The 21,268-nt window shown below is 63.1% G+C and carries 18 protein-coding genes; 5 read left to right on the top strand and 13 right to left on the bottom strand.

Going from position 1 to position 21,268, the window contains the following annotated elements; all coding sequences use genetic code 11:
- The 4 genes from AD659_RS24520 to AD659_RS24535 are packed head-to-tail and all read right to left on the bottom strand — an operon-like array spanning position 1 to position 7,743.
- A complete protein-coding gene (locus AD659_RS24520) occupies positions 1–4,569 on the bottom strand; it encodes an alpha-2-macroglobulin family protein (RefSeq protein ID WP_082343610.1) in 4,569 nt (1,522 codons plus the stop codon).
- Complete coding sequence (locus AD659_RS24525; RefSeq protein ID WP_053125784.1) at positions 4,566–5,225, bottom strand: DUF1175 domain-containing protein; 660 nt, start codon at positions 5,223–5,225, stop codon at positions 4,566–4,568. Before AD659_RS24525 ends, AD659_RS24520 begins: the two co-directional genes overlap by 4 nt.
- Positions 5,210–6,919 (bottom strand): DUF2138 domain-containing protein, encoded by a 1,710-nt coding sequence (locus AD659_RS24530; RefSeq protein WP_053125786.1) that lies wholly within the window; start codon positions 6,917–6,919, stop codon positions 5,210–5,212. The genes AD659_RS24525 and AD659_RS24530 overlap by 16 nt, the downstream gene beginning before the upstream one ends.
- Positions 6,920–6,954: 35 nt before the next feature.
- Positions 6,955–7,743 (bottom strand): YfaP family protein, encoded by a 789-nt coding sequence (locus AD659_RS24535; protein WP_053125788.1) that lies wholly within the window; start codon positions 7,741–7,743, stop codon positions 6,955–6,957.
- A gap of 269 nt (positions 7,744–8,012) precedes the next feature.
- Here AD659_RS24535 and AD659_RS24540 point away from each other — a divergent pair, with 269 nt between their 5' ends.
- From AD659_RS24540 to AD659_RS24560, 5 genes are all read left to right on the top strand, one after another.
- A complete protein-coding gene (locus AD659_RS24540; protein ID WP_053125790.1) occupies positions 8,013–9,149 on the top strand; it encodes a Fic family protein in 1,137 nt (378 codons plus the stop codon).
- Positions 9,150–9,387: 238 nt separating this feature from the next.
- Positions 9,388–9,630 carry an exodeoxyribonuclease VII small subunit gene (locus tag AD659_RS24545; protein WP_003185917.1) on the top strand — a complete coding sequence of 81 codons (243 nt, stop codon included), beginning with the start codon at positions 9,388–9,390 and terminating at the stop codon, positions 9,628–9,630.
- A complete protein-coding gene (ispA, locus tag AD659_RS24550) occupies positions 9,627–10,514 on the top strand; it encodes a (2E,6E)-farnesyl diphosphate synthase (protein ID WP_053125792.1) in 888 nt (295 codons plus the stop codon). Before AD659_RS24545 ends, ispA begins: the two co-directional genes overlap by 4 nt.
- A 113-nt stretch (positions 10,515–10,627) precedes the next feature.
- Positions 10,628–12,526: a 1-deoxy-D-xylulose-5-phosphate synthase gene (dxs, locus tag AD659_RS24555; protein ID WP_053125794.1), complete on the top strand. Its 1,899-nt coding sequence runs from the start codon at positions 10,628–10,630 to the stop codon at positions 12,524–12,526.
- Positions 12,527–12,675: 149 nt separating this feature from the next.
- Complete coding sequence (locus AD659_RS24560) at positions 12,676–14,556, top strand: TonB-dependent receptor domain-containing protein (protein ID WP_053125796.1); 1,881 nt, start codon at positions 12,676–12,678, stop codon at positions 14,554–14,556.
- Positions 14,557–14,692: 136 nt separating this feature from the next.
- Here AD659_RS24560 and AD659_RS24565 read toward each other — a convergent pair whose 3' ends face one another.
- The 9 genes from AD659_RS24565 to ribBA all read right to left on the bottom strand — a co-directional run bounded on the left by AD659_RS24565 (position 14,693) and on the right by ribBA (position 21,264).
- On the bottom strand, positions 14,693–15,478 hold the full coding sequence (locus AD659_RS24565; protein WP_053125798.1) for a cobalamin-binding protein: 786 nt from the start codon (positions 15,476–15,478) through the stop codon (positions 14,693–14,695).
- The gene (locus AD659_RS24570) at positions 15,478–15,897 is read right to left on the bottom strand and encodes a hypothetical protein (RefSeq protein WP_053125801.1); all 420 of its coding nucleotides are present in this window, start codon (positions 15,895–15,897) and stop codon (positions 15,478–15,480) included. Before AD659_RS24570 ends, AD659_RS24565 begins: the two co-directional genes overlap by 1 nt.
- Positions 15,894–16,511 carry a GTP cyclohydrolase II gene (ribA, locus tag AD659_RS24575; RefSeq protein ID WP_014340439.1) on the bottom strand — a complete coding sequence of 206 codons (618 nt, stop codon included), beginning with the start codon at positions 16,509–16,511 and terminating at the stop codon, positions 15,894–15,896. The genes AD659_RS24570 and ribA overlap by 4 nt, the downstream gene beginning before the upstream one ends.
- A 109-nt stretch (positions 16,512–16,620) precedes the next feature.
- A complete protein-coding gene (locus AD659_RS24580; RefSeq protein WP_053125803.1) occupies positions 16,621–17,379 on the bottom strand; it encodes a substrate-binding periplasmic protein in 759 nt (252 codons plus the stop codon).
- An 11-nt stretch (positions 17,380–17,390) separates the two neighbouring features.
- Positions 17,391–17,894, bottom strand: coding sequence for a phosphatidylglycerophosphatase A family protein (locus AD659_RS24585; RefSeq protein ID WP_053125805.1), 504 nt, complete (start codon positions 17,892–17,894; stop codon positions 17,391–17,393).
- The gene (gene thiL, locus AD659_RS24590; RefSeq protein WP_053125807.1) at positions 17,891–18,856 is read right to left on the bottom strand and encodes a thiamine-phosphate kinase; all 966 of its coding nucleotides are present in this window, start codon (positions 18,854–18,856) and stop codon (positions 17,891–17,893) included. The genes AD659_RS24585 and thiL overlap by 4 nt, the downstream gene beginning before the upstream one ends.
- Positions 18,857–18,878: 22 nt before the next feature.
- The gene (gene nusB, locus AD659_RS24595) at positions 18,879–19,379 is read right to left on the bottom strand and encodes a transcription antitermination factor NusB (RefSeq protein ID WP_053125809.1); all 501 of its coding nucleotides are present in this window, start codon (positions 19,377–19,379) and stop codon (positions 18,879–18,881) included.
- Complete coding sequence (gene ribH, locus AD659_RS24600) at positions 19,376–19,852, bottom strand: 6,7-dimethyl-8-ribityllumazine synthase (RefSeq protein ID WP_003206025.1); 477 nt, start codon at positions 19,850–19,852, stop codon at positions 19,376–19,378. The genes nusB and ribH overlap by 4 nt, the downstream gene beginning before the upstream one ends.
- A gap of 320 nt (positions 19,853–20,172) precedes the next feature.
- Positions 20,173–21,264 carry a bifunctional 3,4-dihydroxy-2-butanone-4-phosphate synthase/GTP cyclohydrolase II gene (gene ribBA / locus AD659_RS24605; protein ID WP_053125811.1) on the bottom strand — a complete coding sequence of 364 codons (1,092 nt, stop codon included), beginning with the start codon at positions 21,262–21,264 and terminating at the stop codon, positions 20,173–20,175.
- Positions 21,265–21,268 lie beyond the last annotated feature (4 nt).

A 21,268-nucleotide genomic window follows, 5' to 3' on the forward strand; every position in this document is an offset into this window, starting at 1 on the left:
TCAGTTGACCGTGATCTGACCGAGCGCCGGTTTCTGTTCGCGAGCCTGATTCTGTGGCGCGTAGACCTGGGTGAAGCGCACCGGCGGCAAGTTGAACTGGCCTTTTTGGGAGAAGCGCACCAGGTGCCGCAGGCGCAGCTCGCCACTGAGGGCGTCCAGCGGTACCGCGTAGGCCATCTGGCCGGGCTCGAAACGGGCCTTTTCCAGGGACGTTGGTTCGCTGTCGGCTTTGCCCAGCAACTGGATGCCCCACGTGGTGCGTTCCACATCGGCGCCCGGCGGCAGCGGCACTTCAAGCATGCCGTAGCGCAGTGGCGTCGGGGCCTTGCTGTTGATGATCACCTCATCCAGGTAGAGGCTGTCGCTGGACAACGGTTTGTTGCCCACGGCTTCGAGCTTGAAGGTGAAGGCCTCGTCGCCCGGCACCAGGCGCGACAGGCGCCGGGTGATCGACACGGCCATCGGAGCCACCGGCGCTTGCTGGCTCTGGAAGCTCAGTGCCGCTTGCAGTGGACGCTCCTCGGCACCGGTCAGGGTCAGCATCGTTGGAAGCTGCGTGCCCTGCCACTGCCAGTAGGTCTCACCAGTCGCACCCTGCTTGGCCGCCCAACCTTCGCCCGGCGCCAGCGCCACGGCCGGCGCCGCCTGTTCGATGCTGCGCTGCAACCAGGTCAGGGCCAGGGCCCGTTCCAAGGTGGACTGTTGCGGCAGTACACGCTCCAGCAATGCAGTGGCGCGAGCCTGATCGAAGCTCTGCAACGACAACACCAGAGCCTCTACGAACGGTTGCGAGCTGAGCTCCAGTTGCTGCTGCGCCGCCTCGGCTTGACGGCTGAAGGCCGCCGGCAACGGCACTTTGGCCTGTTTCGCCAGGGACGCGGTCAGGACACGGGCGCTGGCCAGGCCAAGGGCCGAATCCGGCGCGTACATGACCAGGCTGTCCTCGCCGCTGTCCAGTACGCTCTCGGTGCTGTCTTCACTGGCTTTCGCCAGATCATCCATCAAGCCACTGAGCAAGGTGTTCACCGGCAATTGCATCTGCTTGGCGAACGACAGGATCAGCGCACGTTGCAGCAGCGGCGTATCACCGGCCTGCTTGGCATAGACCTCCAGCACCCGCTGCCAGTGTTCCGGCGGCAGGCTCAGGTCCAAGGCCTTGCTGGCGTGCCAGTCGGCGTAATAGGCATAGGCGGTAAGGAAGGCATCCGGCTCACCGTCCTGGCCCCACCAGGTGAAGCTCGCCGACGGTCCGGCCATCTGCACCAGGCGCAAGCGGCTGTTTTGCATGATCAACCGCAAGCGGTCGCGGATCTGCGGGTTCGACGCCAGGGTCGGATAGGCAATGCTCAACGGCAACAGACGACTGGCGGTCTGCTCGACGCCACCGTAGGGGTAACTCAGCAGGTCGTCCAGGGCCGACCGGAACAACGCTTGCGGGCTGTCATCCAGGCGCAGGCGAATATCGCTGGCGTCGGCCGGCAGGGTCAGCGGGGTGTCGCCGCTGGCTACGTCAAGGCGCTGGCTCTGGGTGACTTGCCAACCGTTGCCGCTGGCGTTCAAGTGCATGGCCAGGGCGTCCTGGGTTTCGCCGTTCAATTGCAACTGTACGGTCAAGTCGCCGTTGCTCAATTCCAGGGCCGGCAGCGCCACGTAGTTGATGCCGTTCTTCAGGTCCGCCACCACGCGCTGTTCGGTGCCGGCGTAACGGATCAGCAGCTCGGCCTTCAATGGTTTTTCCGATTGGCTGAAGGCGAACAGGCCCAGTTGCGGCTTGTCGCCCGTGCGGAAGCGGGTCGGGCCGCTCCACTTCAGGTACAACGGTTTTTCCGAGGCGATGAATTGTTTCTTCTGGCCCACTTGGCCGTCGTCGGCAATGGCCTTGGCGGTGATGCGCCAGCGCGTCAGCGAGTCCGGCATCTTGAAGGTGAAGCGGACCTTGCCGTTGGCGTCGGTGACCAACTCTGGCTGCCAGGCAGCGGTGTCGACGTCTTCACGCCGCGGCCGCTCCAGCACCTTCACGCCACGCTCGCTACGGTTGGCCTTGCCCGGCGCGCCGGGGCTGCCTGGCAACGCCACGTCGTAGCTGATGAACGACAGGCTGGCGCTGGTGCGCACGTTGTTGCGACGCGGGTGATAGAAGAACTGGTCGATGGTCGGCGCCACTTCCGGTTGCAGCGCATAGACCATCTCATCGACCACGCTGACGGTCAGGTGCGCCGGAATCGCCTTGCCAGCGAACTGGGTGCTCAGGTCCACGGTCACCGTATCGCCAGGGCGGTAGGTGGCTTTGTCGGTGACGACGGCCACGTCGATCTGCGGCGTGATCACCTTGATGCCGGCGTTCTGGAAGCTGTACTGGCCGCCCTTGGTGTACAGCACCGAGAAGGTCAGGTTGGGCGCAAAGTTATCCTTCACGGCAATGCGCGCGCGGTACTGGGTGTCGCTGAGCTTTTCCATCTTCAGCCAGTCGCCACCCTTGGACAGCAGCGCCGTGGCCTCGACCTTGTCCCGCTCAAGCGACAGCAGCGCATCGCTGACCGGTTCGGGGAAGGTGATCAGCGCCAGCGCTTCGTCACCGGTCTTGTATTCAGGCTTGTCGAAGACGATCTCGACCGTGCCCGGCACAGCCTTGATGCCTTCACCGGTCACCGCATGGGCGGCGGCGCCAATGACCCGGCCGTGGTCGTCCTTGAGCGTCAGGTTGTAGGTGCCGGGGCGGTCGAAGGTCAGGCTGAAGCCCTTGTCCTTGGCCGCCAGCTTGCCTTCGCCGGTGCTCTGGTCTTCCAGGCGCACCCAGGCATAGCTGCCTGGCGTCACGGCTTTGGCTTGTTCGTTGCCGCCTTCGTTGGCGTAGCTGAACGACACTTTCTGGCCGGCGGCGCTGAACCGCTGGGGGGCGCTCAGGCGGAAATTCGCCGCGCCACGGTCGATGAGGATTTCCTTGGTGGTCTTGACCCGATACGCCGCGCCATCGCTGGCGAACACGGTGAGCGTATAGCGACTCGGCTTGTCGGCGGCCGGCAGGTCGAGTGTCGCGTTGCCCTTGGCATCGGTGGTCACTTCGCTGCTGGTCAGCTCCACCGGGAATTGCCCCAGGTATTGCAGCTCGTTATCGACCATCGACAATTGCTGGGCGCGCAGGCTCAGGCTGACCTTGGCATTCACCACCGGCTTGCCGTCGGGGTAGAGCAGCACGAGATTGCCCTTGACCGGCTCGCCGGTGCGGTAATCCTGCTTGGCCAGGTTCAGGGCGATCTCGAAATGCGGCTTGATGTATTCGGCTACGCGAAAGGCGCTGCTGTAGAGCTGGTCCTTGTAGCTGAAGCGCAGTTCATAACCACCGGCCACGGCGTTTTCCGGCAGTTGGAAACGACCTTGTGTACCGGCCTTGGAATCGAGCTTCAGGGCCAGGGTTTGCAGCGCGGTGCCGGTGGCGTCGAGCACGCTGACATTGACGTCGGCGGCGGTCGGCTGCACCGAGTCACGGGCGTTCTTGAACTCGCGACCGACGATTTTCAGCGACACCCAATCCCCCGGCCGGTACAGCGGCCGGTCGGTGAAGGCATAGAGCTTGGTGTCGTAGATTTCGCTGTCGTAATAGAAGTTTTCCGAGACGAATACGCCGCCCTCCTCGTCTTCACCGATGACGAACGAACGCTCCGGGCTGACGTGCTTGAGGCGCAGCAAGCCATCTTCATCGGTGGCACCGCTGCTCATCACGCCCAGGCCGTCAGTCCACAGTACATTGACCTTGGGCACCGAGCGCCCTTCATGCTTGCGTGCGGCCCAGACCAGCAATTCGTCGCCGGCAATCTTGCTCACGGCCACGGTGTTGGAGACGAAGACCATGGTCGTCGCGCGATATTTGCCAATCAGCGCTTCCACCAGATACAGGCCTGGCTTCAACTGGCCCAGCGGCACATAGACGTTGCCCGGGGCGACGCTGACAAACTCACTGGACGAACCGGCCAGATTGACCCCGGCCGGCGGCTGGATCGGTTTGGCCTGCCACAGTGGATAACGGAACTGGCTGACCACTGGCAAACCCGGGATCAAGGCGAATTGGGCCGGTGCCTCGTACGGCGTCGGCGCGACCAGGGCGTCGCCGATCCTCAGTTCCGGCACTTCCTCGGTGACTTGCTGGCGCGATTCGTAGGAGAACGCCCGCTGCATCACTCGACGCGACTTGCGGTACCAGTTGTCCCACAGGTACGCGAGGGTATTGGACAGGCCTTCGCCCTTGAACTGGCCGTCACTGACCACGCGGTGCAGGTTCTTCTGGCGCTTGAGGAAGTCCAGCGGCTTGTCGATGCGATAAACACGGATATCGGCACCACCGTAGGGTTCCATGCGGTACCGACGGTAGTCGCGGCCCGGCGCTTCGAGGCGGACCATGGCCTGCTCGTCGCTGGCGAAGCTGCTGTCGGCCAGCAGGAAGAAGCTTTCACCGGACACCGGCGTGTAGCCGCTGGGCTCCACCGTGTCTTCGGCATTCACGACAGGTGCCAGCAACAGGGCAAACAGCAGGGGCAATTTTGAACACAAGCGCAGCATGCGGGCACCGGTCATTGGGAGAGAAAGTTGAGTCGATAGACGCCGATGAAGTTGGGGTTGGCTGCGTCGGGTATCCATCGGGTGTCCTTCCAGTTCATGAGTTGTTGCAGGCTTGCGGAGCGCATGCCGTTGTCGGTAGGGGTTGTGGTGCCGGTGTGATAGGCGATGTAGCGGCCCATCCAGATCATCAGGTGCTGGTCATCGCCCTGATCGAAGAACATCAGGTCGCCAGGACGGGCCTGGGCGACATCGCGGCCCACCAGGCGACTGTTGAACTGGATCAGCTTGATCGCGTTGACGTAGGGCCCGACCTTGCCGCCGCCCTGCTGCCATTGCTGGGCGAGGCGCCGTTGCGCATCGCTGAGGGGCAGTTCCGGCGGCAGGTAGCGATTGGACAGGCCATTGCTGCGCAGCCATTTTTCATCGTGGACCTTGAGCGCCTCGTTGGCGGCGAAACGCACCAGCCCGGCGCAGTCCTGCTGGTACCAGCGCGGGCTCGGGCCTTTGGTCAACTGCTCCTGGGCGATGCGCACGAACCAGGCGCGAAAGACCTGGGATTGCTGCACATCCAGCGCCGGCGCCTCGATGGCATGCGCAGGTCCGCCGAGCAGCAGCGCCAGCAGCAGCGTCAACGCCGGGTTGCGGATCCGTGCGGTCACAGCGCTTTCCATTCCAGCGGCAGCCATTGCCAATGGCCATCCGGCTCGCTGCCTTCCGGCAAGGTCAGGGCATATTTGCCGTAGCCACCGAGGGTGCGCAGTTTCGGAATCAGGTAGGTTTGCGCGGCGTTGTAGAACACCGGTTCCATGTCCTGAGGCAAGCTGTCGAGGGTTTCACGCTGCATCAGTTGCGCCATGGAATCGGGGCCGAAGTAGACCGGCATCAGCAGGTCCTTGGGTACCACGTCGGCCATGGGCGGGAAGCGTTTGTCGAGGGTGCCGAGGGCCTTGTCCACCAACTTGTCATCGAGGGAAAACAGCAAGGTCGAACCATGGCGCGCCAGGCTGACCCGTAGGAACGCCTTGCCGGTGATCGCTTCGGGCTGCTCGGCTTCCTTGGCCGGGTAAGGCCCGAAGTTGGAGCTGACCTGACGCAGCCACTGGTGCGTCGAACCTTGTTGCTTCTCGACCACCGGAAAGGCATGTTCGGCGACGTTGTTTTCATAGGCGCCCACCATCGAACCGAACAGGTTGCCCAGGTCGGCGTCGAGCTTGCCATCGTCTTCATTCAGGCTCGCCACCAACAGCGGCGTATACAGGCGCGAATCGGCGTACCAGCACAGGCCGGCGGCACCGGCCACATGGTCGACCATAGCCTGGGCGGCTTTTTCGTCGGCGCCGAGTTTTACCAGCAACGGTTTCTGTTGCTCGGCGGCCAGCGGCAAGGCCACGCAGGCACTGGCGCCCATGGGCATGGCTTGCCAGATCGGCTTGAAGTCAAAGTCCGGCTGGTTTTCCAGCTCGTCCATCGCCAGGAAGCTGTGCCAGCCCTTGTCGTCCATGTCGAAACGCAAGCCGGCGAAGTTCGGAATGAACCGCTGGTAGCCCATGGCGAGCACGCTGGCGTTGACCGAGATGCGTTGCTTGACCTCAGGCGCCTTGGGCGGCAGGCCGAAAGCTTCGGGGAACAGTTTGTCGCCGTTGAGCAAGGCGGCCAGGGCGGTCGTCGAAACGCTGCCCGGCTCAACCGCCGACCCGCTGGCCGGGTCGTACAGTTTGGTCGGGTTGGACAGCACGACCAGTTTGTCGCCATGGGAGGCAAAGGCCAGGGATTTGCTGGCGTTGTAGCTGAGCTGGTAGAGCGCGACGTCGTCACCGCCGACCTTCAGGTCGCTGAGCTTGCTCAGTTGCGTATCATCCAGTGCGACTTTCGCCAACGGTTCCAGGACCTTGGCCAGGCCGCCGCGATCCATCACCAACAGAAAATCCTTGAGCCGACCGTCCGCCCCGCGCCACAGCGCGACATCGGCCGGCTGGTCGAAGAGTTCTTCGATCAGGCTGTCCTGCAGCTTGAGGTCATGCTCGTAGACGATCCGGCGCAGGCTGCCGATCAACCCGAGGCGGTCGGCATGAGCCTCGTAATAGAAGACGAAGTCCTCGGTGAGCGTGGCCTTGAGGAACGGCACCGCCAACAGGTCCTTGGGCAACTGGCTCAGGGAATGGGCCTCGAGCAAGCCGTCGGGACGGCTCACGCCAAGCTTTTCCAACGCCAACTCCATGGGCGGCGCCTTGGGCTTGTTGATGAACCAGCCCAGCCCGGCGGCCACACCGGCGACCAGGCACAGCCCGATCAGTATCGCCGGCCAGCGGCGCACAGGTTTGGCGACAGGTGTCGGCGTGGTCGGGGAAGCAGTGTTGTCGCTCATATTCACAAGGGCCTGTTCATCCGTGGAGCGGATACTTAGTAGTTGAAAGTCTTGACCAGCAACAGATCGCCAATGGCGCGCAGCGGCACGACAAAGGTCTCGCGTTTTTCATCGACGGTGTTTTCGTTGAGCACCAGGTTGATCTGCGAGGTGATCACCTCGTTCTGGTTGCTGGCCTCATCGAAGTTGTAGCCGCCGCTGCCGTAGTTGCCCCAATAGTTCACGTAGACCAGGTAGGTGCCGTGCATCGGCGCAGTCATGGTGAACATTTCAGGGCCGGGGCCGTCGACGCCATCCGGGTCGAGGCCGCCACCGTTGCTCAGCGCCGGCTGGCCGAAGTACGCATGTTGGCCGTCGGGTGTGACGATATGCAGGTCGAGTTCGGCCTTGGGGTCGTCCCAGCCCAGCACCACGCGGATCTGCGCCGGGGTCCGCAGGTTGTTGGCTTCATAGAATTGCACGCGCTTGAGGGACTGGCCTTCGGAGCTGCGCACCTCGACGCTGTTGGAACCGGCGCCAAACGCATACGGCCGGGCGAAACGCCCCTCGTCGTCGGTGTAGAGATTCAGTGGATTGCCGTTGACCGCCAGGCTATGGGGTTGGCGAGCCGTGCCCATGTCTTTGATCCGGCCCTCGATCATCGTGCGGTTGCGCTGCACGCCCCGGTCGATCGGCGGTGTGGGGTAGGCGACTTGCGGGTTTTCCGTGCGATCGAGCAAGCCGCTGTAGCGCCAGCCCCCGACCGGCTCCGACATTTCAGCCGAAGGCGCAGCCCACGCCAACGGCGCGCCGAGCAACACGATCAATAAAGAAAGAAAACGCACGTATGCCTCCTGCCATGCACGACGCAACCCGGCACCCTTCCCGGGCGCTGCTTGTGATTATTCGGGTTTCGTCTGAAGGCCCCGTCGCAAGGGGGCCGTAGATGGCGCGAAGAGTAGCCATTTGACGGATTTTTCACAATCGGGGAACACGCGATTCTGTGTGGGAAATCACGTACTGAGAGGGGCGTGAGCCGAATAGAGGATTTATTCGGCTCACGAAATGAGCCGAATAGCGCTATTATTCGGCTCATTCATCTCTGGACAGGCTCATGGCACCTCATTGGATGTGGCAACGGCCCGACTGGCCCGACTTCCACTGGCAAGCTGAAGCATTGGCACCACTGCTGCGAGAATGCGTGCAGGCCCAAGGTCAATTGCTCGGAATGACGGGCGCGGTCACGGCTTCGCTCAGCGCCCAGAACGAACTGGATGCCTTGCTGCAAAATATCGTGACCTCCTCGGCCATCGAAGGAGAGCAATTGAATGTCGGCTCGGTGCGCTCGTCCTTGGCTCGCCGACTGGGCCTGGAGCCCGTCGACGATAATCCCGCCAGCCCACGCAGCGAGGGCTTGGCGAACCTGTTGCTGGACGCAACCCGGCATTTCAACCAGCCGCTGACTGTCGAGCGCTTGCTGGATTGGCACGAGTGGCTTTTTCCTGATCAAACCAGCGATCTGGCTCATCGGCAGACCCGCGTCGGCACGCTACGCGGCGATGAACCGATGCAAGTGGTCTCGGGCAGGCTGGACCGACCTACCGTTCACTTCGAGGCCCCCCCGCGCCAGGGTCTTGAAGAGCAGTTGCAGCGGTTTGTCGACTGGTTCGAGGCCAGCCGTCATCAGGTCGATCTCGACCCGTTGCTGCGAGCCGGCATCGCTCATTTCTGGTTTGTCACCCTGCACCCATTCGACGATGGCAATGGTCGCCTGACCCGCACCCTGACCGACCTGGCATTGGCCCAGGGCGAGGCCCAGGCGATCCGCTTCTACGCCATGTCCGTAAGCATCCTGGATGACCGCGCCGGTTATTACCGAATCCTTGAAAACAGCCAGAAGGCCACGCTTGATATCACCGCCTGGCTGACCTGGTTTCTGCAAACGCTGTTGCGCAGCCTGCACACAGCGATGACGCAGATTGAAAGCGTCCTGGGCAAGACGCGGTTCTGGCAGCTTCATCGTGCTTCGGCTCTCACAGTTGAACAGACCAAGGTGCTGAACCGGTTGCTTGATGGCGGTGAAAAGGGTTTCGAACAGGGGATCAGCGCCGCTCAATATCAAGCCGTGGCCAAGGTCTCCAAGGCGACAGCCACGCGACACTTGGCGGAGCTGCTTGAAAAAGGCTGCCTGGAGCGGATGCCCGGTGGCGGGCGCAGCACCCGGTACCGAATCAACTATCCAGCCGACTGAACACCCGATAAGCCGACGGGACATCTTGTGGCGAGGGAGCTTGCTCCCGTTGGACCGGTCCGACGCTTCGGGCGAAGCAGGCCCCAAGCATTTGCGACCGCTGCGCGCTCGAGCGGGAGCAAGCTCCCTCGCCACAAAAGCAAAGGATTACGGCAGGCGTTTACCCCACCCTGATTTGCCCGAACACCCCATGTCTGCTAGTGTCGCGCCGGTTTAACAGTCAACCGGAATAGCCGCCATGGCCCGCAAAAAAGCTGCACTGGATTTCGAACAATCTCTGGCCGACCTGCAAACGCTGGTCGAACGGCTGGAGAACGGCGAATTGTCGCTGGAAGACTCGCTGACCGCCTTCGAGCAGGGTATCGGCTTGACTCGCGACTGCCAGGCGGCGCTGGCCCAGGCCGAGCAGAAGGTGCAATTGCTGCTCGAGCGCGACGGTGAGCTGACCGAAGAGCCTTTCGACGCGGAACAACCTGAATGATCGGCGCCTATCAGGCCAGCAGCCAGGCCCGGGTCAATGCTGCACTGGATACCTTGTTCAGCGCCCCGAGCCCGGAACTGGCGCGCCTGTACGAAGCCATGCGCTACAGCGTGATGAACGGCGGCAAACGTGTACGGCCGCTGCTGGCCTACGCCGCGTGCGAAGCCTTGGGCGGCCAGGCCGAACAGGCCAACGGCGCGGCCTGCGCGGTGGAATTGATCCACGCGTATTCGCTGGTGCACGACGATTTGCCGGCCATGGACGATGACGACTTGCGTCGCGGCCAGCCGACCACCCACAAGCAATTCGACGAAGCCTGCGCGATCCTGGCCGGCGACGGCTTGCAGAGCCTGGCCTTCAGCGCGCTGCTGGACCCGGCCTTGAGCGATTGCCCGGCGCAGGTTCGCCTGGACATGGTCAGCGCCCTGGCCTTGGCGGCAGGCCCTGCCGGAATGGTCGGCGGCCAGGCCATCGACTTGGGTTCGGTGGGTCTGAAGCTCGATCAGGACGCCCTGGAATACATGCACCGGCACAAGACCGGCGCCTTGATCGAGGCCAGCGTCAAACTTGGCGCCCTGGCCAGCGGTCGGGCCACGCTCGCCCAGTTGCAAGCCTTGCAGGTCTATGCCCGGGCCATCGGCCTGGCATTTCAAGTGCAGGACGATATTCTCGACGTCGAAAGCGATACCCAGACCTTGGGCAAGCGCCAAGGCGCCGACATCGCGCGGGACAAGCCGACCTACCCGGCCCTGCTCGGCCTCGACGCGGCCAAGGCCTATGCCTTGGAATTGCGTGACCAGGCCCTGGCCGCGCTGCGACCCTTTGACGCGGCGGCCGAGCCGTTGCGCGACTTGGCGCGTTATATCGTCGAACGACGCAGCTGATACAGGGTCAACCCTTAAGATTGCGTATCGGCCAAGTTCCGGCCTACGCGTGGGCAGCTTGCGATGCATAAGGTAAACTGCCGCCTCTTTCTATACCTATAACGATTCGCCTGATGCCCACGACGTTTCAAGAGATTCCCCGCAAGCGCCCGACCACGCCCCTGCTGGACCGCGCCAACACGCCGGACGGCCTGCGTCGCCTGGGTGAAGCCGAGCTGGAAACCCTGGCCGATGAGTTGCGCCTGGAATTGCTCTACACGGTCGGCCAGACCGGTGGGCACTTCGGCGCAGGCCTGGGCGTCATCGAGCTGACGATCGCGCTGCATTACGTGTTCGACACCCCGGACGACCGGCTGGTGTGGGACGTCGGGCACCAGGCCTACCCGCATAAAATCCTCACCGGTCGTCGTGATCGCATGGGCACGCTGCGCCAGAAGGACGGCATCGCCGCCTTCCCACGCCGCTCCGAGAGCGAATACGACACCTTTGGCGTCGGCCACTCCAGTACGTCCATCAGCGCCGCCTTGGGCATGGCGATTGCCGCCCGCCTGCAAAACAGCGAGCGCAAGGCCATTGCCGTGATTGGCGACGGTGCACTGACCGCGGGCATGGCCTTCGAGGCGCTGAACCACGCGCCGGAAGTCGACGCCAACATGCTGGTGATCCTCAACGACAACGACATGTCGATCTCGCGCAATGTCGGTGGCTTGTCCAACTACCTGGCGAAGATCCTTTCCAGCCGCACCTACGCCAGCATGCGCGAAGGCAGCAAGAAGGTCCTCTCGCGCCTGCCCGGCGCCTGGGAAATCGCCCGCCGTACCGAAGAATATGCCAAGGGCATGCTGGTCCCCGGCACGCTGTTCGAAGAACTGGGCTGGAACTACATCGGCCCCATCGACGGCCATGACCTGCCCACGCTGATCGCCACCCTGCGCAACATGCGCGATCTCAAGGGCCCGCAGTTCCTGCACGTGGTCACCAAGAAAGGCAAAGGCTTCGCGCCGGCGGAAGTCGACCCGATCGGCTACCACGCCATCACCAAGCTCGAACCCCTGGACGCCCCGGCCGCCGCGCCGAAAAAGGCCGGCGGACCGAAGTATTCCGGTGTGTTCGGCCAATGGCTGTGCGACATGGCCGCCGCCGACCCGCGCCTGGTGGGCATCACCCCGGCGATGAAGGAAGGCTCGGACCTGGTGGCGTTCAGCGAACGTTACCCACAACGCTATTTCGACGTGGCGATTGCCGAGCAGCACGCCGTGACCCTCGCCGCCGGCATGGCCTGCGAAGGCGCCAAGCCGGTGGTGGCGATCTATTCGACCTTTCTGCAACGTGGCTACGACCAGTTGATTCATGATGTTGCGGTGCAGAACCTCGACGTGCTGTTCGCCATCGACCGTGCCGGCCTGGTGGGCGAAGACGGCCCGACGCATGCTGGCAGCTTCGACCTGTCGTTCCTGCGCTGCATTCCCGGCATGCTGGTGATGACCCCGAGCGATGAAAACGAACTGCGCAAGATGCTCACCACCGGCCACCTGTTCAACGGCCCGGCGGCGGTGCGCTACCCGCGTGGCACTGGCCCGAACGCGACGATCGAGGCCGACCTCGAGCCCATCGAGATCGGCAAGGGCGTGATCCGACGCTGGGGCAAGCAGACCGCCTTGCTGGTGTTCGGCGTGCAACTGGCCGAAGCCCTGAAAGTCGCCGAAAAACTCGATGCCACCGTGGTGGACATGCGTTTCGTCAAACCCCTGGACGAAGCCTTGGTGCGCGAAATGGCCGACAGCCATGACCTGCTGGTAACCGTCGAGGAAAACGCCATCATGGGCGGCGCCGGCGCGGCGATCAGCGAATTCCTGGCGCGGGAAAACATCCTCAAGTCCGTGCTGCACCTGGGTCTGCCGGATACCTACGTCGAACATGCCAAGCCGGCGCAGATGCTGGCCGAATGCGGGCTGGACGAGGTGGGGATCGAAGCGGCGGTGCGGCTGCGGTTGCAACTGCTGGGCCTGTAGTTCTCAGACCGCATAGAACCCTTGTGGGAGCGAGCCTGCTCGCGATAGCAATGCAACAGTCGACGATGATGTTGACTGACCCACCGCTATCGCGAGCAGGCTCGCTCCCACATTGGTTTTTGTGTGGACCACAAAATCACGGAACACCCATGAAACTCCGCCTCACCCTAGCCCTCACCCTGTTACCCACCCCGCACCTGCTGGCCGACACCTTCGAACGCGACCAGGCCCTGAAGCTGCCCGATATCGTCATCAGCGCCAATCGCCAGGTCGAGGCCCGCAACGACAGCAGTGCCGCCAATACCGTGTTCACCCGCGACGACATCGACCGCTTGCAACCGGCCAGTGTCACCGACCTGCTCAGCCGCGTGCCGGGCGTGCAAGTGGCGCCGCTGGGTGGGCGCGGCAGCCTGCCAGGGATTTACATCCGCGGCACCAAATCGGCCCAAAGCCTGGTGCTGGTGGACGGCCAGCGCATCGGCAACGCCACCTCCGGCGACAGCAACCTGCAGCGCCTGAACATCAACCAGATCGAGCGCGTGGAAGTGCTGCGCGGTTCGCGTTCGGTGATCTACGGTGCCGACGCGGTGGGCGGGGTGATCCAGATTTTCACCCGGCGCGGCAGCGAGCGAGGCCTGCAACCGCGCCTGCATGTGGGTGTCGGCAACCACCAGACCTGGGAGCGCAGCCTGGGCCTGTCCGGCGGCGACGACCAGACCCGTTTCAACCTCGGCGCCAGCCTCGACGACAGTGCCGGGAGCAATCGAACCCACGAGTCCTACGCCAGCGACCGCGACGACGATGCCAACCGCAACCAGTCCTTCAGCCTGAGCCTGAGTCATGCCCCCAGCGATGACCTGGAAGTCGGCCTGAACCTGCTGGATAACCGTGGCAAGAGCGAATACGACAACCCGTTCGGCCGCTTCGACCCGACCACCTTCGAATCCCTGCCCCAGCAACCCTACAGCGAGTTCGCGGTGAGCAGCTTCAGCACCTACGTGGACGGACGAATCAACGACGCCTGGACATCACGCCTGGAACTGGGCCACAGCGAGAACCGCGAAAAAACCTTCGACAAGCTCAGCGACGTCCGCGAAGTCTTCAACACCTACCGCGATTCCGTGACCTGGCAGAACGACGTGACCCTGGACGAACGCAACAGCCTGATCGTGGGTGGCGACTGGTATCAGGACCGGGTCAACAGCAGCACGCCGTTCGACGAAGACAGCCGCTGGAACCGTGCCGCGTTCATCCAGCACCGCTTCCAGGCCGAAACGTTCTCCACCGAACTGGGCCTGCGTCGCGACCAGAACCAGCAATTTGGCGGCCAGAACAGTTGGAGCGGCACCCTCACCTTACCGATCAACCCGGACAACGACCTGTTGCTGACCTACAGCGAGAGCTTCCGCGCACCGACGTTCAACGATCTGTATTACCCGGACTACAGCAACCCGGACCTGACACCCGAGAAAGCCAAGGGCTACGAGCTGCAATGGCGCAGCCAACTGAGCGACAGCGCCCGCCTGGAGACCTCGCTGTACCGCACCGACCTGGAAGACGCGATCATCTTTGGCCGTGACTCTCGCCCACAGAACGTCGCCTCGGCGCGGATCAACGGCTTTGAAATGGCCTACCTGCAGGATGTGTTCGGCTGGCAGGGCAATCTGGGCCTGGCCATCATCGACCCACGGGACCGTGACAGCGGCCACACTCTGGCCCGCCGCGCCCGGCGAACTTTGAGCCTGGACCTGGACCGGCAATTCGACCGCCTCGGCCTGGGCGCCACCTGGCAAGCGGTGAGCGGCAGCTACGACGACGAAGACAACCGCAATGCCCTGGGTGGCTATGCCCTGCTCGGGTTGCGCGGCAGTTGGGCGTTGACCCCGGAGGTGAAGCTGGAGATGAAGGTGGATAACCTGCTGGACAAGGGGTACAGCCGGGCGCTGTATAGCCATGAGGGTGGACAGTATGGGTATCGGGAGGAAGGTCGGAGCTGGTTGTTTGGGGTGACTTGGACTCCGGAATTCTGATCCAAAATCTTTGGTGTTTGGGCTGGCCTCATCGCGAGCAGGCTCGCTCCTACAGTTAACCTGTGGTGGATACAAAATCGGCGTTCACCACACACCCTGTGGGAGCGAGCTTGCTCGCGATTGCAGGCGCCGCGGTCTACCTGTCTGGCGCAATCAACTCACACAACCGCGCCGTCGCCTCGATCATCTGCCCACTGGGCCGCTCCAGCCCCTTGTCGTTGACCAACAACAACCGCCCCTGCGCCACCGGCCAGGTTTTCCAGGCATCGAGCTGTGCCTGTTCCGTAGCCAGGATGACCTGCGGATTGCGTTGCAGCACCGCCTCCACACTCACTTGCGGCGCCGGCACATTCAGGTCGGCAAAGACATTGCGCGCCCCGCATACCGCCAGCGCATCACTGATAATCTGACCACCTCCCACGGTGTACAGCGGCCGGTCCCAGACCTGATAAAACACCGACAACAGCGGGTCCCGCCGGTAACGCTGGCGTAACGCCTCAAGACGCATGCGCAACTGCGCCGCTCGCTGCACGCCGCGCTCCGGGCGGCCGAGCTGGTTGGCGATGGTTTCGATTTGCGCGATGAGTTGGTCGAGGCTACGGGGCTCGGCGACATGGATGGGGATGCCCAGCCCCTTGAGCTGCTCACGCTGGGCCGGGCCGACGCTGCCAGGCCAGAGCAGGAGCAGGTCGGGCTTGAGGCTGAGCAAACGCTCCATGTCCAATTGCCCGTAACGGCCGACCGAGGGCACGTCCTTGAGCGCCGGCGGACGATCACCGCCATCCAGGACGCCCACCAACAGGTCGGCGGATCCCAGTTCAACGACGATTTCCGACAGCGACGGCGCGAGACTGACGACCCGCGTAGCCGCCATCGTCGAGGCGCTGGCGGCCAGCAACAAGACCGCCAGCCAGCGGTTCATCAGCCGAGTTGACGCGGGATGCGGTACAGGTAGAACAACACGGCGGTCGACAAGGCCAGCAGCATCAACGGCACCGCTTCCAGGCCCACGAACACGGCAAGGGCGCCTACCCAGGCCGGTAGCCCGGCCACCAGGAAAGCGGCGCGGCGACGGGCCGCCAGGTCAATCCAGGCCTGGGGCTCTTCGGGCGTGTCGAGGGCTTTCTGGGTGGCGATCAGGGCTTGTTTATACGGCCCGAAGAATCGCAGGCTGACAAACATCGACGCCACGCCAGCAATGAACAGCGGCATCGCCAGCACTGGAAGAATCGCTTCGCCCTGGCCGAACACCGCGTTGATCACGAACAGTGGCAGCAAGGCCAGGGCCAGGTATTGCCACCAACTGACCGACAGACGCCGCCGAACCTGACCGCGCGTCACGCCCGGTCAACCTCACCTTGGTGCTCGTTGCCCATCATGTGGTCGAGCTTGCTGGCCTTGGTCGCCAGGTAGAGTTTGTTGTGGGGGTTGTGGCCGGTGTGCAGAGGCACGCGCTCAGCCACCACGATGCCCATGTCGGTCAATGCCTTGACCTTGCGCGGGTTGTTGGTCATCAAGCGCAACGACTTCACGCCCAGGTGCTCCAGCATCGGCAGGCAGATGCTGTAGTCACGCAGGTCGGCGGCAAAGCCCAGGCGTTCGTTGGCTTCCACGGTATCGGCGCCGCCATCTTGCAGCTCATAGGCGCGGATCTTGTTCAACAGGCCAATGCCACGGCCTTCCTGGCGCAGGTACAGCAACACGCCACGACCTTCCCGGGCGATGGCCTGCAGCGCGGCCTCGAGTTGCGAGCCACAATCGCAGCGCTGGCTGAACAAGGCGTCGCCGGTCAGGCATTCGGAATGCAGGCGGCCCAGCACCGGAGAACCGTCAGCGAAATCACCCAGGCTCAGCACGACGTGCTCGCGGCCGGTGGCTTCATCGAGAAAACCATGCATGGTGAATTGCGCAAAGGGCGTTGGCAGCTTGGAAGCGGCAACAAAAACGACAGGCACCGGTGTGCTCCTGATCTAGTACTGGAGATTCGCAGAGGCGGGCATTGTAACAGCAGGATCCGGCAGACGCTTAGGCTGAATTATCCACCATCATTATCGAAAAGTTCGATCAAGGCTTCGGTGGCTTGCCGTGCTCGTCGAAGGGATAGGGTTGCTTCCAACGTTCGAAAATCGGCTTGAGCTGGCCGGTTTTCACCAGCACTTCCATCCGCTTGTCGAACAGTCCCATCAATGCCTTTCCGTTGGCGTTGTTGGCAAAGCCCAGGTAGAGCGGCAAGTTGATCAGCGGAGAGAGTTTGAACTGCTTCGGATTATCGGCCTTGGCCAGCACTTCTTCGATTTCCATCGACGCATCGATGTAGAAATCCGCTCGCTCATGAATCAGCATCGGCAAGATACCCACCGCCCGGTGGATCTCATTGAAACGCCGGATGTTGGGCAGGTAGTTGTTGTATTCGTACCCGCGCATCCATACCAGCCGGTAGTTGCCAATCGTCGCCAGGGTGGGCGTCGGCTTGGAGGCCAACCCCAGGGCATAGATATGATCGACGTCGTAGTGCCACTCCGGGTAAAGCACGCCTTCGGACTCATCCCGATAGGCGCCGACCTGCACGTCGACCTCGCCGCGCTGCACCAACCCGATCGAGCGGGTGTAGGGCACGCTGCGGATTTCCAGCCTGATGCCTTCAGGCTCGAACACCGCGCGCAAAATGTCCCAGCCCATGCCCTGGCCATCGGCCTGGGTGTAGTCGGCCCACTCCTCGCTGGCCGCGCGGACCCTGTCGGGCAGTGGCGCCGGCTCGGCCGCCCCCGCCCCCACACAGGCTCCCAAACACAGCAACAGCAGTAGTGCGCGGCTTACGCCCATGCCTGGCTCCTTCAGGTGAAACACCACACCAATCCTTGCATTGCCAGCCAGGCGAAAACCCCGGCCAATACATCGTCGAGCATAATCCCGACACCTCCGTGCACATGCCGGTCGATCCAGCGGATCGGCCACGGCTTGAGGATATCGAAGAAGCGAAACACCAGAAATCCCGTCAGCAACCAATACCAGCCTTCCGGAACCAGCCACAAGGTGATCCACATGCCGACCATTTCGTCCCAGACGATGCCTTCATGATCGTGCACCCGCAGGTCGTCCGCCACTTTGCCACACAGCCAGAAGCCAAACAGCATGGTGATGCCCAGCATCAACCAATACCCCCAGTCCGGCAACATCTGCCATAACGGTATGAAGGGTAGCGCAACCAGCGAGCCCCAGGTGCCCGGTGCTTTAGGTAAAGTGCCCGAACCGAAGCCAAATGCCAGGAAATGCCAGGGATTGCGCCAGACCGAAGGCGGAACGAACTCTGCCGGGACCTGGTTGGGATGATCTGTCACGGTGTCTCCCGAAAATGTTGATAGCCCCGTATTTGCGGGGTGATGTCGTGCCCGACGTCGTCGACCAGCGTGACGCCCTGCCCGGCCAGTACGCTGCCGATCACGTGGATCGGCCAGCCTTCGGCCTGCAACGCCGGCAGTCGGCTCGGTGGCACCGCGAACAACAGCACATAGTCGTCACCGCCGCTCAGGGCAACCTGCGTGGCATCCGCCCCGCCAAGAAACGCTACCAGAGCGTTGGACAGCGGCAGCCGGTCCCGTTCAACCTGCAAGGCCACCCCGGACGCCAGGGCGATATGCCCGCAATCGGCCAGCAGGCCGTCGGAAATATCCATCGCCGCGCTGGCCTTGCCCCGCAACGCGAGTCCCAGGGCGACTTGCGGTCGTGGCGACCAATAATGAGCCAGCAGTGGCTCGGCGATGGCGGGTTCGGCGTGACGCTGGCCGAGCACCAACGCCAACGCGCCGGCAGCATTGCCCAACTCGCCGCCGACACACAGCAGGTCACCGGGCTGCGCGCCGCCACGGGTCAAGGCCTGACTGCCAGGCACATGGCCGAACACTGTCATGGTCAAGCTCAGCGGCCCACGTGTAGTGTCGCCCCCCACCAGTGCCACGCCACAGGCCTGGGCCATCTGGTTCAAACCACGGGCATAGGCTTGCAGCCAATCGGCGGTCACCGTCGGCAAGGTCAGGGCAAGGGTAAAGGCAAAAGGCTTGGCGCCCATGGCGGCCAGGTCGCTGACCGCCGCGGCCAGCGAACGCTGGCCGAGCAGGAACGGGTCGCAAGGGTCTGGAAAATGCACACCGGCCACAAGCGTGTCGGTGGACACCGCCAGTTGTTCCCCGGGAGGAACGGCCAGCAAGGCGCAGTCGTCGCCGATCCCCAGCGCAACGCCCTCGCCGCCCTGCGCGCAAGGCGCGGCGGCGAAGTAATTACGGATCAGCTCGAACTCACCCATAGTCAGTCGTTACAAGCGCCAATCAGCGCTTGAACGCCTTCACTTCAGCTTCACGCAGGCGTGGGGCGAGCTTGTCGAGTACACCGTTGACGAATTTGTGACCATCGGTGGAACCGAAGACTTTCGCCAGTTCGATCCCTTCGTTGATCACCACGCGGTACGGTACGTCGACGCGCTTGAGCAGTTCCCAGGTAGACAGGCGCAGAACCGCCAGTTCAACCGGGTCCAGCTCGTCGATGGTCAGGTCCAGGCAAGGCGTGAGCGCGGTGTCGATTTCGGTCTTGAACTGCGGGACCCCGTGCAGGATCTCGCGGAAGTAAGCACCGTCGACATCGCTGAAATCGTTATCGACCCGAAACTGCGCTTCGATCTCGTTCAGCGATTGCTTGGCCATGTGCCATTGGTACAGCGCTTGGGTCGCGAGCTGACGGGCTTCGCGACGCTTGGCGCTTTTCGACGGCTTGCCGGCATCCGCAGGCTTTGGATCGCGCGGGTTGAAACGATCGCTTTCGTCGCTAATCACTTGGCCTCCAACTGCGCCAGCAGGCTGACCATTTCCAGGGCGGACAGGGCAGCTTCGGCACCTTTGTTACCGGCCTTGGTGCCGGAACGTTCGATGGCTTGCTCGATGGAATCAACGGTCAGTACGCCGAAAGCGACCGGTACGCCGAATTCCATGGACACCTGGGCCAGGCCCTTGGTGCATTCGCCGGCCACGTATTCGAAGTGCGGAGTACCGCCACGAATGACCGCGCCCAGGGCGATGATCGCCGCATATTCGCCCTTTTGAGCGACTTTCTGCGCAACCAGCGGAATTTCGAAGGCGCCAGGGGCGCGGATGATGGTGATGTCGCTTTCGCTCACGCCGTGGCGAACCAGGGCATCGACCGCACCGCCAACCAGGCTCTCGACCACGAAACTGTTGAAACGGCCCACTACCAGAGCGTAGCGGCCTTTGGGGGCGATGAAGGTACCTTCGATGGTCTTCAGGGTCATTCGTCAGATCTCTTAAAGAGCCAGAGCGCGTTCTATACGCGCTCCTTCAGTGATATTAGCCACGAATACAGGGCCGTGGATCCCGCCATCTCGTTCACTTGCATACCTTCTGTGGCGAGGACACTTACTCCCGCCGAACCACGTCGTAGGAGCTGTCGAGTGCAACGAGGCTGCGATCTTTCCCCAGACACTTGAGTCCCAAGCGAAAGATCAAAATCAAAAGATCGCAGCCTTCGGCAGCTCCTACACCCGTTGGGAGCAAACTCCCTCACCACATAAAATCAGCAAGCCTTAACGATAATGCCGGAATTCGCGGGTCATTATTCGGAGGGCACGTATTCTACAACTTCCAGATCGAAACCGGATATCGCATTAAATTTCATCGGCGCGCTCATCAGGCGCATTTTACGCACGCCCAGGTCCCGAAGGATCTGCGAACCGGCGCCGACGATGCTGTAGGTGGTCGGTTTTTTCGGCGCCGCCTGGTCGGCGGTTTCGCGGATGTGCGCCAGCAGCACGTCGCCATCGAGCGGGTGCCCGAGCAGCAACACCACACCGCTGCCGGCCTCGGCCACCGCGGCCATGGCGGCCCGCAGGCTCCAGCGGCCGGGTTGCTTGACCATCAGCAGGTCGCGCAGCGGGTCCATGTTGTGCACGCGCACCAGGGTCGGCTCTTCGGCGCATACGGTGCCGAGGGTCAGCGCCATGTGCACGTCGCCTTCCACCGAGTCGCGGTAGGTCACCAGGTTGAACTGGCCCAGTTCGCTGTCCAGCGGCTGCTCGGCAATCCGCTGAACGGTACGTTCGTGGATCATCCGGTAGTGGATCAGGTCGGCGATGGTGCCGATCTTGATGTTGTGTTCGGCGGCGAAGGTTTCCAGTTCCGCGCGACGGGACATGGTGCCGTCGTCGTTCATCACTTCGCAGATCACGCCGCTGGGTTCGAAACCGGCCATGCGCGCCAGGTCGCAAGCCGCTTCGGTGTGGCCGGCGCGGGCCAGGGTGCCACCGGCCTGGGCCATCAGCGGGAAGATGTGGCCGGGGCTGACGATGTCTTCGGCCTTGGCGTCCCGGGCGGCAGCCGCCTGCACGGTGCGCGCGCGGTCAGCGGCGGAGATCCCGGTGGTCACGCCTTCGGCGGCCTCGATGGACACGGTGAACTTGGTGCCGAAGCCCGAGCCGTTGCGCGGCGCCATCAACGGCAGCTTCAACAGCTCGCAGCGCTCGCGGGTCATCGGCATGCAGATCAACCCACGGGCATGCTTGGCCATGAAATTGATGTGTTCGGCCTTGCAGCATTCGGCGGCCATGATCAGGTCGCCTTCGTTCTCGCGGTCTTCGTCATCCATGAGGATGACCATCTTGCCTTGGCGGATGTCTTCAACCAGTTCTTCGATGCTATTGAGCGCCACGCGG

The organism is Pseudomonas thivervalensis, from assembly GCF_001269655.1.
In the GTDB taxonomy this organism is placed as follows: Bacteria; Pseudomonadota; Gammaproteobacteria; order Pseudomonadales; family Pseudomonadaceae; genus Aquipseudomonas; species Aquipseudomonas thivervalensis.